Origin of the sequence: Glutamicibacter nicotianae, assembly GCF_016907615.1 — a bacterium.
In the GTDB taxonomy this organism is placed as follows: Bacteria; Actinomycetota; Actinomycetes; order Actinomycetales; family Micrococcaceae; genus Glutamicibacter; species Glutamicibacter nicotianae.
On record NZ_JAFBCH010000001.1, the window covers coordinates 2,084,981 to 2,098,795 of the forward strand.

14 protein-coding genes are annotated in these 13,815 nt (G+C 62.4%); 7 read left to right on the forward strand and 7 right to left on the reverse strand.

Annotation, left to right across the window (positions count from 1 at the left end; genetic code table 11):
• Positions 1-52: 52 nt before the first annotated feature.
• Positions 53-688, reverse strand: coding sequence for a winged helix-turn-helix domain-containing protein (locus JOE62_RS09970; RefSeq protein ID WP_204722234.1), 636 nt, complete (start codon positions 686-688; stop codon positions 53-55).
• Positions 689-767: 79 nt separating this feature from the next.
• Between JOE62_RS09970 and JOE62_RS09975 the strand changes: the two genes are divergently transcribed.
• Entirely contained in the window at positions 768-2,345 is a 1,578-nt protein-coding gene (locus JOE62_RS09975) for an MFS transporter (RefSeq protein WP_204722235.1), read from the forward strand.
• A 239-nt stretch (positions 2,346-2,584) separates the two neighbouring features.
• The gene (locus JOE62_RS09980; protein WP_204722236.1) at positions 2,585-3,025 is read left to right on the forward strand and encodes a VOC family protein; all 441 of its coding nucleotides are present in this window, start codon (positions 2,585-2,587) and stop codon (positions 3,023-3,025) included.
• A gap of 6 nt (positions 3,026-3,031) precedes the next feature.
• Here JOE62_RS09980 and JOE62_RS09985 read toward each other — a convergent pair whose 3' ends face one another.
• From JOE62_RS09985 to JOE62_RS09995, 3 genes are all read right to left on the reverse strand, one after another.
• A complete protein-coding gene (locus tag JOE62_RS09985) occupies positions 3,032-3,640 on the reverse strand; it encodes a nucleotidyltransferase family protein (RefSeq protein WP_204722237.1) in 609 nt (202 codons plus the stop codon).
• 83 nt (positions 3,641-3,723) lie between these two features.
• Entirely contained in the window at positions 3,724-7,179 is a 3,456-nt protein-coding gene (locus tag JOE62_RS09990; protein WP_204722238.1) for a DNA polymerase III subunit alpha, read from the reverse strand.
• A gap of 36 nt (positions 7,180-7,215) precedes the next feature.
• The gene (locus JOE62_RS09995) at positions 7,216-7,524 is read right to left on the reverse strand and encodes a DUF6504 family protein (protein WP_239543741.1); all 309 of its coding nucleotides are present in this window, start codon (positions 7,522-7,524) and stop codon (positions 7,216-7,218) included.
• 479 nt (positions 7,525-8,003) lie between these two features.
• Here JOE62_RS09995 and JOE62_RS10000 point away from each other — a divergent pair, with 479 nt between their 5' ends.
• The 3 genes from JOE62_RS10000 to JOE62_RS10010 all read left to right on the forward strand — a co-directional run bounded on the left by JOE62_RS10000 (position 8,004) and on the right by JOE62_RS10010 (position 10,343).
• Positions 8,004-9,089, forward strand: coding sequence for an S-(hydroxymethyl)mycothiol dehydrogenase (locus JOE62_RS10000; protein ID WP_204722240.1), 1,086 nt, complete (start codon positions 8,004-8,006; stop codon positions 9,087-9,089).
• A complete protein-coding gene (locus tag JOE62_RS10005) occupies positions 9,089-9,718 on the forward strand; it encodes an MBL fold metallo-hydrolase (protein WP_204722241.1) in 630 nt (209 codons plus the stop codon). Before JOE62_RS10000 ends, JOE62_RS10005 begins: the two co-directional genes overlap by 1 nt.
• Positions 9,719-9,818: 100 nt before the next feature.
• Positions 9,819-10,343: a hypothetical protein gene (locus tag JOE62_RS10010; RefSeq protein ID WP_204722242.1), complete on the forward strand. Its 525-nt coding sequence runs from the start codon at positions 9,819-9,821 to the stop codon at positions 10,341-10,343.
• Here the strand turns inward: JOE62_RS10010 and JOE62_RS10015 are convergent.
• On the reverse strand, positions 10,340-11,068 hold the full coding sequence (locus JOE62_RS10015; protein WP_204722243.1) for an SOS response-associated peptidase: 729 nt from the start codon (positions 11,066-11,068) through the stop codon (positions 10,340-10,342). The two genes, JOE62_RS10010 and JOE62_RS10015, sit on opposite strands and share 4 nt — an antisense overlap.
• 126 nt (positions 11,069-11,194) lie before the next feature.
• Between JOE62_RS10015 and JOE62_RS10020 the strand changes: the two genes are divergently transcribed.
• A complete protein-coding gene (locus tag JOE62_RS10020; protein WP_204722244.1) occupies positions 11,195-11,473 on the forward strand; it encodes a mycoredoxin in 279 nt (92 codons plus the stop codon).
• Positions 11,474-11,533: 60 nt separating this feature from the next.
• On the opposite strand, the gene JOE62_RS10025 is transcribed toward JOE62_RS10020, so the two are convergent.
• Positions 11,534-12,271, reverse strand: a complete 738-nt coding sequence (locus JOE62_RS10025) for a lipoate--protein ligase family protein (RefSeq protein ID WP_204722245.1) — start codon at positions 12,269-12,271, stop codon at positions 11,534-11,536.
• Between the two features lie 95 nt (positions 12,272-12,366).
• Between JOE62_RS10025 and JOE62_RS10030 the strand changes: the two genes are divergently transcribed.
• Positions 12,367-12,981: a uridine kinase gene (locus JOE62_RS10030; protein ID WP_204722246.1), complete on the forward strand. Its 615-nt coding sequence runs from the start codon at positions 12,367-12,369 to the stop codon at positions 12,979-12,981.
• On the opposite strand, the gene JOE62_RS10035 is transcribed toward JOE62_RS10030, so the two are convergent.
• Positions 12,978-13,796, reverse strand: coding sequence for a thioesterase family protein (locus JOE62_RS10035; protein ID WP_204722247.1), 819 nt, complete (start codon positions 13,794-13,796; stop codon positions 12,978-12,980). The genes JOE62_RS10030 and JOE62_RS10035 overlap by 4 nt on opposite strands.
• Between the last annotated feature and the right edge of the window lie 19 nt (positions 13,797-13,815).

The window sequence follows — 13,815 nt, forward strand, 5'->3', positions numbered from 1 at the left end:
CAGAATCCAGTTTAGTTCAGCATTGCGTCGCGCAACCGGTTCACTTCGGGTTTTACGCCGATTGTTCGCCCGAGTGTGACCCGTTCAACAGCTCGTCGGCCGACAGTAGCCCGGAGTAGTGCCACAGCTTGCGCTGTGAGGCTGGTTGCGAACTGGCGATCTTCCCGCTCTGCTGGTCCTTGCGGAAGGCGGGGATCACCGCATCCAAACGGCGTTGCAGCTCCTGGCGTTCATCTTCGGTGAGCATCAGGTTGCTGGTGCTCAGCTGCGCCAGGTCCGGCCTGGAATCGCTGGCTCCGTACCAGCGCTGGGCGTGGGCCAAGGCGGCTTCCAAGCGCCGCTGCTCGTCGTGCATGACCTGCCCGAGGTAGGCGTTCATGGCGGTGGCAGAACCATCCCCGGTGCGGTCCGCGGGCTGGCCCGTGGTGTAGCCGGTAGCCGCCGGACGCCAGACGCGGTCGCGCTTGTCGCGCGCCAGCTCGGGAGCCTCCTCGATCATCTCGGCCTTGGCCAGCTCGCGCAGGTGGAAGCTGACCTTGTTCGGGGCCAGACCCAGCAGTTCGCCGATATCGGAGGCGCGCCCGGTGCCCATCGCCGCCAATGCATCGAAGATCTGCCTACGCAACGGGTTGGCCATGGCCTTGAGCATTGGCGCGGTGAACGTGACATTCGACTGTGCTTGGGTCATGGGATCAGCATAGCAATTGCCCAAATTAAGTTGCGCAAATTCTATTGCGCAAGTTTATTTGCGGGTCTATGGTTGATGCATGACCACGGACCAGACTCCCCTGATTCAGCCGCAGGCGACCGCTGCCGGCGCACAACTGCTGCCGGCATTGCATTACCAGCGCAGCTACCGCATCTGGTGGGTCGCCGACACCACGGCCTTGCTGGCTGGCGGCATCTACTCCTTCGTGCTGCCGCTGATCCTGCTGGGACTGGCCGGTTCGACGGTGCAGGCCGGCACGCTGGCCGCCCTGGGACTGGCCGCGCGGGCCAGCTTGACGCTGCTTGGCGGCTCCGTGGCCGACCGTTCCGACAGGGCACGCATGATGCTCACCGGAGGGATTTGCGGTGCGACACTCACCTTGGCACTGGCAGTGGCCAGCATGAGCGGCTCGCTGAGCGTAGCAGTGCTCTGCTTGGCCCACGTGCTCATGGAACTGCGTTCAGGCTATTTCGGTGCCGTCACGAATGCCGCACTCAAGGACGTGGTCCATCCCAAGCAGTTGGGACGAGCCATGGCGGCAAATCAGGGACGCGATTCGGTGCTCATGCTGGGCGCGGCTCCGCTGGGCGGGCTCCTGCTCGGATTCGGAGCAGGGTTTGCCCTGTTGGCTGTCAGTTTCCTGCAGCTGCTCGCCGCCGCTTCGGGGTTCGCGCTGCGCGGACCATTGCGCGCAGCCGAAGCCATGTCAAAGCCCATGGAGCACTCCCCGGCCGGCAGCCGTCTGGTCTCGCCCGGCATCGCGGCGGGCATGCGATGGTGCTTCGCCAGGCCGCAGCTGCGCAGCCTGCTCATCCTGATCACCGTCATCAATATCGGAACCAACGGACTGAACACGACGTTGATCTATGGGTTGCAGCAACGCGGCGAAACCCCATGGGTAATCGGCCTGGTATCCACATTCATGGGCCTGGGCATGTTCGCCGGTTCGCTGTTCGCCGGACGCTTGATCGAGAAATTCCGGACGGGCGTGCTGGCCTGCAGCTGCTTGAGCGTTCTGGGCGGAGCGATGCTGCTAATGGGCTTCAACACAAATCTGCTCTGGCTGGGTGCCATGCTGCTGGTGGCCTACCTGAGCGTTCCTGCGTTGAACGCGTCGGTCGGAGGCTACTTCATGGCAGTAGTCCCGCGGGAAATGGCAGGACGAGCCAATTCCCTGATCTTGTTCATGGCCCTGTCGGCTCTGCCGCTGGCGCCGTTCCTCACCGGGCTCGGCCTGCAATGGCTGGGCATGGGACCGACATTGCTGTTCTTCGGCTCACTGGTGATCGTTGCAGCTATCGCCGCCTGGTGCTCACGGCACGTGCGCGGCATCCCGCACCCGGATCAGTGGTCCAGTGAACCGGCGAGCGCAAATTCTCAGATCGACGTGGAGGCGAAGGAATCTGCAGGTTTGGTTTCTGCAGAAGACGAGCCGACGCAGGTTCAAGGAGAACCGAGCATGAAAAACTATCCAGCATCAAACTCATCCTTTTCGTCCCGGCGGCTTGGCTTGCGCCGCACGCCCAGCAGCGTACAGCGCAACCATCACCTGCCGAGCCGCGTCGACCTGGAACTCCACGCCCAGCGTGAGCGCGACCTGTCATCGCCGCGCAATGAGCAGTGGATCCATCTGTAGTCAGCCAGAATTTGAACTGCCTGCAGTTTTCCCGGAAGCTCGCACTATGCGGACGACCCCAATAACCAGCACCGCGAATAGCGCAACTCCCCCTGCGGCAGTGACGAGCCCTCCTGAGGTCGAGAAGTAGTGCGAGGCAATACCCACAAAGAGCACGCTGACGCGCAACCCGACCCACACCATGAGGTGTTCGCCTTCCAGGCCTATCATTCGAGATCAGGGCATCCTAGGCTGGTTACATGAACAAGTCGGCCCCGCCGACCATCAGCGCGATCACCCTCGGCGTGCGTGATGTCGGTGCTTCAACCAGGTTCTATACCGAGGGGCTGGGTTTCGAGCTGGTGCAGCCAGCCCACCCGGAGATTGCCTTTGTCCGTGCTGGGCATTCCTTGATGCTGGCCTTGTGGGACGTTACGCAGATGCCCAGCGAGTATGGCGACATCGGACACGGCGAGAAGGCTCCCCCTGTGTCGCTGGGGCACAACGTGCACACCGATGAGGAAGTCGAGCGGTTCTACCGGCGAGCGCTTGATGCCGGAGCGCAATCCGTGACGGCACCGGCTGTGCAGCCGTGGGGCGGAATGAGCGCCTGCGTGGCCGACCCTGAAGGGTTCCGCTGGGACTTCGTGCATAATCCGTCATTCGTCATTGATGCGGACGGGCATGTGTCCTCGGTTTGAGGTTTTTCAGCCTTGGGTGATGTTTCTCGATGTTTCCGACTCGGGCCAGGGTTCTGCGGTCAGCGACGGCCACTGGGCTAGCCACCGTTCGATCTTGGCTTCGTAGACATCCCGCGGGGCAAGCACTGGGTTCGGAACGATCTTCCGGGCGAATAGATCTGCAAACCCATGCGGGGCATAGGTGGCTACTTGCCCATGCGCATCGCGAGTGACCGCAAAGCAGCAGGTCTTCGCTGCAAAATGATCGATGGCATCCGTGGAGCTGGTGAATGGAATAGCAGGCACGCCGAAGTGCTCCTCGTACCAAATGTGGACGCGTGCTTCATTGCGGACTTCGATTTCTGCGTCGATGCCTTTGAAGAGTTCTTTGGCCCGGCGTATGACTGCGTCTTCCGCCTCATAGGACGTATCTTCATCGAAGTAGAAGAAGTCGTAGTCGCGAATTCCGTTTTGCGGGTCCTTTCCCTCAAGCACGTTCCATACCGTTTGGAATAGTGCACCTGCGGTGAGCCACCAGTCCGAAACACCTAGCTGTGGCGCAAGGTGGAGGATTTGCTGGTTGATGGGGTTTGCTTGGACGCACTTGAGAAAGAATTGTTCATCCGGTGCATCCATGTTCGTTTGCTCCTCACGTCAAGTACTCGCCCCATGAGACCCAATGTACTTGTTGGGCAAAACCCTGTCATTGGATGAGCGCATCACGCCCCTCTCTGGTCCAGCCCTTCGGCTTCCATCCGCTTGGCCAGCTCACCGACGCTCTCGATGCTGCGAGCACCTTCGCCGAGCTTTGGCCGGTAGCTGATTTGCGGGCGGCCCTGCTCTTCAAGGTATCCCGCAGCGGGCAAGGTTTCGGGCTGATGCAGATCCCAGGCGTTCAGCGCCTGCAGCGAGATGCCACGTGGTCCGGTGCGCCGGGTGACTCCGTGGATGAGCAGCATGCGGGTGGAAAAAAGCAATGGCCCGGTGCGTTGCTGGGTGTCGTCGAAGAAGGTCGCGTCGATGCAGCCGGTCCCGTCGTCCACGGAAATGAAGACCACGCGCTTGCCTCCGCGCATGGGCGGGGTCTGGGTGGCCACGCGCACTCCGGCGACAAGCACCTCGGTTCCGTTGCGCAACTGCAGCAGCTCGGCCGCTTGGGTGATGGGCAGGTGCGCCAGGCGTTGCCGGTAGGAAGAGATCAGGTGCTCGCTGGCATCCAGGTGCATCAGGTCCAGTTCGGTACGCACCACTTCGGCAGGTTCCAGCTCGGTTCCGGTGGCCTTGATGTGTTCGATTTTCCCGAGGTCAAGCGCCAGCTGCCCGGGGCCGGGCCGGTATTTGGCCGGAAGGGAGCTGTGGGCCATGGATTGCGTGTGGGCGATGGTGTCGGCACGCGAGGTCCCGGCGAGCAGGGAGTCGAAGACGCCGAGGGCCGCGAGGTTCTGGTAGGTGCGGCGTGAGAGCCCCGCGCGGGCGCGGACATCTGCAAGGTGCTCATAGGGCTGGCCGGCGACCAGGCGTTCGACTTCGCGTTCGCTCATCTGGTGGATGTCGCGGAAGGCCAGGCGGACCCCGTAGCGTCCAGGGCGCAGCGAGCTGGGCGCGCGTGGCACCACCGGGAGCTTCGCTGGAGCGGATTCGAACACCCGTTCGACCCGGTAGTGCCCGGTGGAGCGGTTGATGTCCAGCGGCAGGATGGGGATGCCCATGCGCCGGGCTTCGGAGACCAGCAGCCGCTTGGGGTACATGCCCGGGTCGTGCTCCCAGATGCCGGCAAGGAAGGCTTCGGGGTGGTGGGCCTTGAGCCAGGCCGAGTGGTAGGTGGGCACGGCGAAGGCCGCCCCGTGGGCTTTGCAGAAGCCGAAGGACCCGAAGCCGGAGAGCACTTCCCAGACCTTGTCGATCGTCTCCTGGCTGTAGCCGCGCTTGGTTGCTTCGGTGCGCACATAGCGTTCTACGGCTGGTTCCTTGTCCGGATTCCCCAGCAGTCGGCGGTAGACATCGGCCATGCCCAGCCCGCAACCGGTCATCACATCCAGGATGCGCAGCACCTGTTCATGGAAGACGGTGACCCCATGGGTTTCGGCGAGCGCTGGAATCAGGTCCGGGTGCAGGTATTGGGCCGGGGCGAAGCCGTGGCGGTGCTCCAGGTAGGGCTTGACCATATTCGATTGCATGGGGCCAGGGCGGAACAGCGAGATGTCGATGATCAGGTCGTTGAATTCGCGCGGGGCGAGCTTGCCGATCAGCTCGCGCTGGCCCGGGGATTCGATCTGGAAGCAGCCCAGGGTATGGGTTGAGCGGATCAATTCGAACGTGGGTCCGTCATCCAGCGGCACCCGGGACAGGTCGATCGCTCCGGCAGCGGAGATATAGCTGTCATCCACGTGCCCTCCGGCGCGCGCGACCGACTGCTTGTCCGGGTGCATGCGGGCGATCTCTTCCAGGGTGTAGGCGATGGCTGATTGCATGCGCACCCCGAGCACGTCGAGCTTGATCAGCCCCATCAGGTCCATGTCGTGCTTGTCGAACTGGCTCATCTGCAGCCCGATGCCCGACGGCTGGACCGGGGTGCGGTCCAGCAGGCTCGCGTCGGAGAGGATCACTCCGCAGGGGTGCATGGAGATATGGCGCGGCAGCCGGTCCAGGCGTTCGGTGGCGTCGATGAGAATATCGAGCTGGGTGTCATCGGTAATGCGTTCGGCCAATGCCGCCAATTCCGGCTTCTCGGTGAGCGCTTCGCGGAAAGAGGACGCGGAGAAGCGCCAGAGCTGCTTGGCGATCTCGTCGACCTGCTCCTGCTCCACCCCGAGGGCGGCTCCTGCATCGCGGACCGCGCCGCGGGCACGGTAGGCGTTCTGCATGCTCATCAGGCTCACGCGCTCTTCGCCGAAGTTGGCGAAGATCTCCCGGTAGATCTCGTGGCGGCGTGCGGATTCCACGTCGATGTCGATGTCCGGCAAGGTGGTGCGGGTATCGGAGAGGAAGCGTTCGAACACCAGGTCGTGGGTTAGCGGGTTCACCTGGCTGATGCCCAGCAGGTAGTTCACCAGCGAGGAGGCGCCGGAGCCGCGGGCGGCCACGCGGATTCCCATGCCGGTGATCAGCTTGACGGTTTCGGCGACTGTCAGGAAGTACCCGGCGAAGTCCAGCCGGTCGATCACCCCGAGTTCCCGGGCGAGGCACTCTTCAACCAGGTTCGGGTCCGCATCGCCCAAGAGCCCTGGCACCGCGCCGTAGACGCGGCTGGTGAGCTCTTGCATGGCCGGGCGGTCCAGGCCGAGGACCTTGGCCTCGGGGATGACCGGCTTCTTCCATCCGAGATCGGCCACCGGGTCGGCCGCCGCCCATTCGGCAAGCGCTTCGGTTTCCCGCAGCAGCTGGTGCGCCCAGCTTTTTTCGGTGGCATAACCGATTTCCTTGGCCAGCTGGCGCATCTCTTGCGGGGTTTTCAGCCACCCTTGGCCGTTGGGTTGGCAGGAGTCCAGATTCTTCAGGCTGTGCAGGGCGCGCGCCGAGTCCAGGATGTCTGCGGTGACCGCACCGTCGGGATCCACGTAGCGTACAGCGTTGCTGAGGACTGCCTTGATCCCCCGCTCGTGGGCGTAGCGCAGCATGCGGCTTGCTTCGCCGAGGCTGTAGCGCGACCCGGGACTGGACAGGTGCGTGGTGATCTCCACGCGCAGCATCTTTCCCAGCCGCTTCTTCCAGTTGGCAAGCAGCGCCCGGGCGTGGGCATAGTTTCCCTTGAGGATTGTGCGGGCAACATCCGATTCCCCGCCGAGCAGGAGCATCAGGTTCCCGCCGGCGCCCAGATGCGCCAGCTGCCCGGTTTCCAGGCCCGGAACACCATGCGAAGTGCCATGCGCGAGGGTAATTGCCCGGCACAGCGCCGCATACCCGGCGCCATTGCAGCGCCCACGGGCCAGCAGGACAATCCGCCCTTGGGCTTCCCCGTGGCTATCAAGCACCGCAAGGTTCACCCCGAGAATCGGATGCAGGCCTTCTGCCATGCAGGCTGCCACATGCTTGACCGTCCCGTACAGCCCGTCCCGGTCAGTCAACGCAAGCATCTGCGCCCCCTGCGCCTTGGCCGCCTGGGCCAGCTGCTTTGGGTGCGAGACGCCGTAATGGGCGCTATATGAAGAACTGACGTTCAGATGGGTGAAGCTCATGGAGGTCCTTCGAAAATATGTTCCCCCGCCGGGACATCAGGCGCTACGGGCCAGCGAGCCATGCACCCGCACCAGGCGCCACCGCTCAGTTTGCGCATCAAAACTCACATCGACGCTGTGCACTTGGCTGGATCCGCGCACGGCGACCAGCTGCAGGCGCCACATCTCATAGTCGGCAATCCCCGCACCGGCTCCGCGGGGAATCCGCAGGTTCTCGTCCCACCATTTGCGGCGCTCGAACCAGCGCTGCGGTTCGGCTACCAAGCGATAGTCCTGCCCCTGCCAGCTCACGCGCAACGGCATTCCATTCGCTGCGCGAGCTACCTCGATCGACTCGGTGAACATCCCCACGTGCACACTCCTTACCTAGTAGAATCATTCTATTCGAACATGTGTTCGAATGACAGTTACACTAGTCAGCGCGACCGACAGTTTGGGTTAGCCGAGCGCAGCGGCTCCAGCGCCGACAGGCTGGCTGAATAAGCCCTGCGAAAGGCCGTGCTGAATGCAAAGGGCAAGGAGTATCCGACGTCGCGGCAAACTGGAACAGCGATGCATCGCTGGCAACCTGCGCATCATGAGCCAAGGCCAGGCGTAATTTGGCGAGGTACCCGATGGGAGGGGGACCCTGCTGACCATCAGAGCTGGAGCTCGAGGAGCAGCCCTTGCACCGTCACATACGTTCCGGGAAAACCGTGGTGCACCTGCGCAAATTGGCTCTGGGCGAAACAGCCTGCGTCATTGTGTCGTGAATGTTCCATAAGCGCCGGGGACACCGATAACATCGAGACAGCAACAGTCAATCGTTCCAGGAGCTAAATGCCATGCCTCATAAGGTCAAAGCCGTTGTTTCCCGCGCCAAGGATGCGCCGGTAGAGGTCGTCGACATCATCGTTCCGGACCCGGGCCCCGGAGAAGTAGTCGTCGATGTGCTCACCACCGGTGTCTGCCACACCGACTTGCACTACAAGCTCGGCGGCATCGGCGACGAGTACCCCTACCTGCTGGGCCACGAGTCCACCGCAGTCGTCAGCCAGATCGGCGAGAACGTCACCAATGTGAAGGTCGGCGACCGCGTGATCCTGAACTGGCGTGCAGTCTGCGGCCAGTGCCGCGCTTGCGCCAAGGGCGAGCCGAAGTACTGTTTCAACACATTCAATGCCACCCAGAAGATGACCCTCGAGGACGGCACCGAACTGTCGGCTGCCCTAGGCATCGGCTCCTTCGCCGAGAAGACCCTGGTCCACTCCGGCCAGTGCACCATCGTGGATGAGGAAGCGGATCCGGCAGCCGTCGGCCTGCTCGGCTGCGGCATCATGGCCGGCATCGGCGCGGCGATCAACACCGGCGAAATCAAGCGCGGCGAGTCGGTTGCCGTGATCGGTTGCGGCGGCGTCGGCGCCGCCGCCATCGCCGGCGCGCAACTGGCTGGCGCGACCACCATCATCGCGGTGGACGTCAACGCTGACAAGCTGGAAACCGCGAGGGCCTTCGGCGCCACCCACACCGTGGATTCCTCCAAGGTCGACGCAGTGGAAGCCATCCAGGAACTGACCGGCGGCTTCGGCGCCGATGTGGTGATCGATGCTGTAGGCCGTCCGGAAACGTACAAGCAGGCCTTCTACGCCCGCGATCTTGCAGGCCGCGTGGTGCTGGTGGGCGTCCCGACCCCGGAGATGAAGCTCGAGCTGCCGCTGCTGGACGTCTTCGGCCGAGGCGGCTCGCTGAAGAGCTCGTGGTACGGCGACTGCCTGCCAAGCCACGACTTCCCGATGCTTGTCGAGCAGTACAAGCTCGGCCGGCTGGATCTGGACTCCTTCGTCACCGAACGCATCAAGATCGATGAAATCGAAGAGGCGTTCAAGAAGATGCATGAAGGCACCGTGCTGCGTTCGGTGGTGGAGCTCTAATGGCTGCCCGCATCGAGAACGTCGTCACCTCCGGCACTTTCTCGCTGGATGGCGGCACCTGGGATGTCGATAACAACGTCTGGATCATCGGCGATGATTCCGAGGTCATGGTGATCGACCCGGCACACGATGTTGCCAAGATCCGGGAAGCCGTGGGCGATCGCGAAGTCATGGCCGTCCTGCTGACCCACGGGCACGATGACCACATCCGCGCCGCCGGCGAATTCGCCGACGCCGTAGATGCACCGTTGTTCTTGAACCCGGAAGACCGCATGCTCTGGGAAGCTGTCTACCCGGAGCGCGACGTGGACGCGGAAATCAGCGAAGGCGATTCATTCACCATCGCCGGCACCTCGCTGACCGCGCTGCACACCCCGGGGCACTCGCCAGGTTCAACCTGCTTCTATGCGGAAGACCTCGGCGTGCTGTTCAGCGGCGACACCCTGTTCAACGGCGGACCGGGTGCTACCGGGCGCAGCTACTCCAGCTTCGAGACGATCATTGAATCGATCCGCACCAAGCTGCTGGTGCTACCAGCCGAAACGGTGGTCAATACCGGTCACGGCGATGCCACTTCCATCGGTGCCGAAGCGCCGAACCTGGATGAATGGATCAAGCGCGGGCACTGACCCGCGACAGCGATTCCACCAAATGGCGGCAGCAGCCGGCCTGCGGGCCGGCTGCTGCCGCCATCCTTGTTTCCCGCACCATCGATGGAATAATGAATCCATGCCTGAAACGCATTTGCGGATCCAGAGAACGGCAGGCTATGGCGGCCTTGCCGCCCTGCTCTGCGGCCTCGTCTTGATCTGGCACGACGGCCGCCAACCGGTGGCCGCTGCCGCAGATAGCTTCCATTCGGCCGCAGGAGCGATCTCGCAGTCGCCGAGCCCTGTGCTTCTTGCCGGAGGAGCGCTGCTGTTCTTCGGCGTCGTCACTCTCTGCTTGGCAGCAGGGATCTTCCTGATGCGCCGCATTCTGGCGGTGCGCCCTCTCAGAGTCGTGCCCTGGGTCCTGGCCGCGCTCGCCTTGGCCTTGTTCCTGGCAGGGGCCGGGTTGAAGATCTGGGATACGCTGCAACCGGTGCCTTTGGGCTGGTTCGCCTACGAGCCGCTGACGCACGCACAGCTGTCCTCGCTGGCCACGTCCCCGGCGGGCGTTGCCGCGCGGCGGCTGATGGGACTGGGGCTGGCAGTATTCGCCATGGCCAACGGCGCCTGGATGGTGCAGCACGCCGCCCGGCACCAGCGCTAGAACAGCGAGTTGCTGTGCGCCTCGATCAGCTCCGGAGAGTTGTTGCGCACATTGCCGACAGCGGTGTCGACCTCATGCATGGTCCATTCTGAGGCCACATCGAACGCTTCTGCACGAATCTGCTCGATCAGCCCTTCGCCATCTTCCTCGGCAGGGTTCATCCAACGGCCCATCATCTCCTTGCCCAGCGGAATGGGCAAGCGGTCGTGCAGGCCGGCAAGTTCGCCGAGCACCCCTGGTTCTTCAGCCGAAGGCGAATCCATGGTCATGATCGAGGTGGAAAGAATCCAGGATCCGTCCTCGTCCTTCCACCATTCATAGAGGCCAGCGAAGAAGATCAGCTTTCCATCCTCGCGGTGCACGTAGAAGGGGCGTTTCTTGCTGCCCTCCTTCTTCCACTCGTAGTAGCCTTCCACCGGGACGACGGCTCGGCGCTTCTTCACTGCTGAGCGGAAGGTCGGCTTGGTGCTGGCCGTCTCGCTGCGCGCGTTGAAGGCACGCACCCCGACCGAAAGCTCCTTCGCCCAGCCTGGCACCAGCCCCCACCGGGCGACATGGATCTGGCGGTGCAGCTCATCGCCGATCAGCCGCTCGAGCACAATCGGCACATCGGTGGTTGGCGCAACGTTCCATGACTGGCGCAATTCCAGGTTGTCGTCAGCTTCGGCCTCGGCCTCCGCCACCAGATCGCCGATAGCTTTGGCCATCACATATCGTCCGCACATCGCTTGCCCCCTAGTCCGGCCTCAAGGAAAATCTGCTCCCCAGTCTAGCGAGCAGCGTCCGAGAATTCAGCGAACTTTTTCCGGCCAGCCGGGAACAAAGTCAACATGCGTGCCGTTACACCAACTATGAGCAATGAATTGAACCTTGACCAGTACGTTCCCGCTGCCGGCGCAGTCACCATGTTCACCACCAGCTGGTGCGGCTACTGCCGCAACCTCAAGCGCCTGATGGACCAGAAGGGTGTCGCCTACACCGAGGTGAATATCGAAGAAGTTGAAGGCACCGCGGAGATCGTCGAGTCGTTCAACAACGGCAACCAGACCGTTCCAACTCTGATTTTCCCGGACGGCACCGCAGCCACCAACCCGCGCATCGACGAGGTTGTTGAGCGCGTCGGCGCATAGTTCCAGTCGCAAAACCACGTATCGGCACCCCCAGCAGGTGCCGATACCTTTTTAGCTGCGCTATGCACCGTGCAGCGTTGCGTGCTCGCGGTATTCCCCGAGCAACGCGGAAATAAATGCTTCAGTGGTGACACCGGCTAGCAAATCGTTCGCTGCGCCTACCGTTGTCGGATCCATGGGAACACCCATTGCCTGGTAGACCCCATCAAGGACCTGGCGCAAGGACGAAGAATCTTCGACAACAAAGACTGAAGAGAACAGCCACGCGCCGGACACCACACGCTGAGCCGTGCCTACCAGCTTCACTGGATAGTTGCGCGGCGAGTTCCCATCAGGGAGGCCATGTACCGAATGATCGCCGGGGCAGTACTCCCCCGGGATTGGCCCGACCTGCGCATTCACGCCAAGGCGCTGGAAGGCGTTGGCATAGACGCGGGCAAATACCTCGAAGCGGCTTTGCTGGCGCATCACTGCCTCAGCTTCGGGCTCAATGTGGTCAACGATTAATGTGCCCCGGTGATATGCCGCGGCTCGGCCACCGGCTTTGCGCACCAATGGCGCAAAGCCTAGCTGCTGCGCCACCTCCCGCGCCTCCTCATAGCCGTCCAGACGCACATCACGCTGGCCAAAGGCCAGAGTCGGGTCCGGACGATAGAGCCGTAGCAAAGAACCCCTCTCGCCCGACTGGACATCGCGCAGCAACTGCACTCCGCGTTCTAGGTCAGCTGCCGGGTCTCCGCTTGGAACTTCGATTTCCACGGATAACGGCGCATCTGACTGGGCATTCCACAAACTCATGGAACTGAGTCTAATTCAGCAAATCACTTCAGGTGGAGTAGATGTCACAGCAGCTGGTTGCCGAAAGCCGGCATTTCTGGGCCATAATAAAAGGCGTGCCAAATTCTTCAACCCCTGTCATCCTGATTGCCGGGCCGTCCGGATCCGGCAAGTCCTATCTCGCGTCGAAATTCGGCCAGCCTCATCTGCCGCTGGACGAGTTCTACCGCCAGATCAGTGAAGACGGGAATCCTGTTGAGTTCCCCCGCACCGGCTACGGCGAAATCGACTGGGACGATTCGGCTACCTGGAATCAGGAAGCCGCGCTGCAGGCAATCGATGATTTGCTCCAGCGCGGTACCACCATGGTCCCCAACTACTCAATCGCAACCTCGAGCTACAACGGGCATCGCGAAATCACGTGCGCCGGAGGACCGATCGTCGCCGAAGGCATCTTCCTCTACGAAATCCTTGAGCCGCTGTGTGCCAAGGGCATCAATGTCCAGGCGTACTATGTCGACGAACCGGCCTTGGTCACCGCTCTTCGGAGATTCGTTCGCGACGTAGCACAGCGCCGGAAGCCAATCTTATTCCTGGTCAAGCGCGGCTATGCACTTTTCCAGGCCCACAGCGCAGACCGGGAAAAGTACCGCCAGCGGCAGTTCACGCTGAAGTCCAAGCCAGAGCTCAAGAAGCTGCTGGCCAAGCTTTCAGCCGGCGCATCGAACTAGCGCGAACGGACCGTCAGGATCTGCTCGGCCCGGCCGAAAGGGCCAGTTTCATCGTGCAAAACCGTTGAGGTCAGTCCGATGCCGTCGGTGCCGAAGCTCTGCTGGACATCCAGCCCCAGCCACTTGCCTACCGGCATGCGGTACATGTGGATCTGGAGATCCACGTTCGGGTAGATCCAGGTCTCTTCACCCGGATCCACACGTGGCACCACGCCGTTTGCCGTGTCGATCATTCCCACCAGGCTGGATAACGCAGTAGCGTCTCCCGTGTCGACCAGCGCATAAGGAGTACGCAGCCATGCGAAGCCCCGACCTGGGCGCAGTTCATCATTGGCACGCAACTCGATGGATTTGATGTAGCCACCAGGCCATTTCCCGCTGATGTCCCGGACCGAGCAGGCATCTGGACCCGGGATTTCCTTGTCTTCGATCCCTGCTACAGCACTGGTGTCGCTCTGGATGACTCGCCACGCGCGCGCAACGATGCTGGTGCGGCCCTTGGCAGTCATCTCGGCCTCAATCAATTCGATCGTCCGGCCGGGACGGACCATTCGCGTTGAGATCTCGAATTCCCCGGCGTGGATCAGACCGTGGATTTCGTAGCTGATCCGTGCGATGCGCATGTCTGCGCGTGGCTGGAAATTTTCCAAGGCATAAGCCAAGATTCCCGAGGCGGGAGCCATATGCTGCTCATGCGGGTTCCACGCACCCTGGGAATGCCACGACGAGCGATAACGCCCATCGCCAAGAGCTTCAAAATAGAAATCGCCATCAGCTAGGGTCTGTTCTAGCTCTTCGTTGAGCTGGTGCGTCATCGTTGCCCTCCTGGCATCG

Excerpts from the sequence above, each read along its gene's own strand:
- JOE62_RS09970 (WP_204722234.1), bottom strand. The coding sequence starts at position 688 with ATGACCCAAGCACAGTCGAATGTCACGTTCACCGCGCCAATGCTCAAG.
- JOE62_RS09975 (WP_204722235.1), top strand. The coding sequence starts at position 768 with ATGACCACGGACCAGACTCCCCTGATTCAGCCGCAGGCGACCGCTGCC.
- JOE62_RS09980 (WP_204722236.1), top strand. The coding sequence starts at position 2,585 with ATGAACAAGTCGGCCCCGCCGACCATCAGCGCGATCACCCTCGGCGTG.
- JOE62_RS09985 (WP_204722237.1), bottom strand. The coding sequence starts at position 3,640 with ATGGATGCACCGGATGAACAATTCTTTCTCAAGTGCGTCCAAGCAAAC.
- JOE62_RS09990 (WP_204722238.1), bottom strand. The coding sequence starts at position 7,179 with ATGAGCTTCACCCATCTGAACGTCAGTTCTTCATATAGCGCCCATTAC.
- JOE62_RS09995 (WP_239543741.1), bottom strand. The coding sequence starts at position 7,524 with ATGTTCACCGAGTCGATCGAGGTAGCTCGCGCAGCGAATGGAATGCCG.
- JOE62_RS10000 (WP_204722240.1), top strand. The coding sequence starts at position 8,004 with ATGCCTCATAAGGTCAAAGCCGTTGTTTCCCGCGCCAAGGATGCGCCG.
- JOE62_RS10005 (WP_204722241.1), top strand. The coding sequence starts at position 9,089 with ATGGCTGCCCGCATCGAGAACGTCGTCACCTCCGGCACTTTCTCGCTG.
- JOE62_RS10010 (WP_204722242.1), top strand. The coding sequence starts at position 9,819 with ATGCCTGAAACGCATTTGCGGATCCAGAGAACGGCAGGCTATGGCGGC.
- JOE62_RS10015 (WP_204722243.1), bottom strand. The coding sequence starts at position 11,068 with ATGTGCGGACGATATGTGATGGCCAAAGCTATCGGCGATCTGGTGGCG.
- JOE62_RS10020 (WP_204722244.1), top strand. The coding sequence starts at position 11,195 with ATGAGCAATGAATTGAACCTTGACCAGTACGTTCCCGCTGCCGGCGCA.
- JOE62_RS10025 (WP_204722245.1), bottom strand. The coding sequence starts at position 12,271 with ATGAGTTTGTGGAATGCCCAGTCAGATGCGCCGTTATCCGTGGAAATC.
- JOE62_RS10035 (WP_204722247.1), bottom strand. The coding sequence starts at position 13,796 with ATGACGCACCAGCTCAACGAAGAGCTAGAACAGACCCTAGCTGATGGC.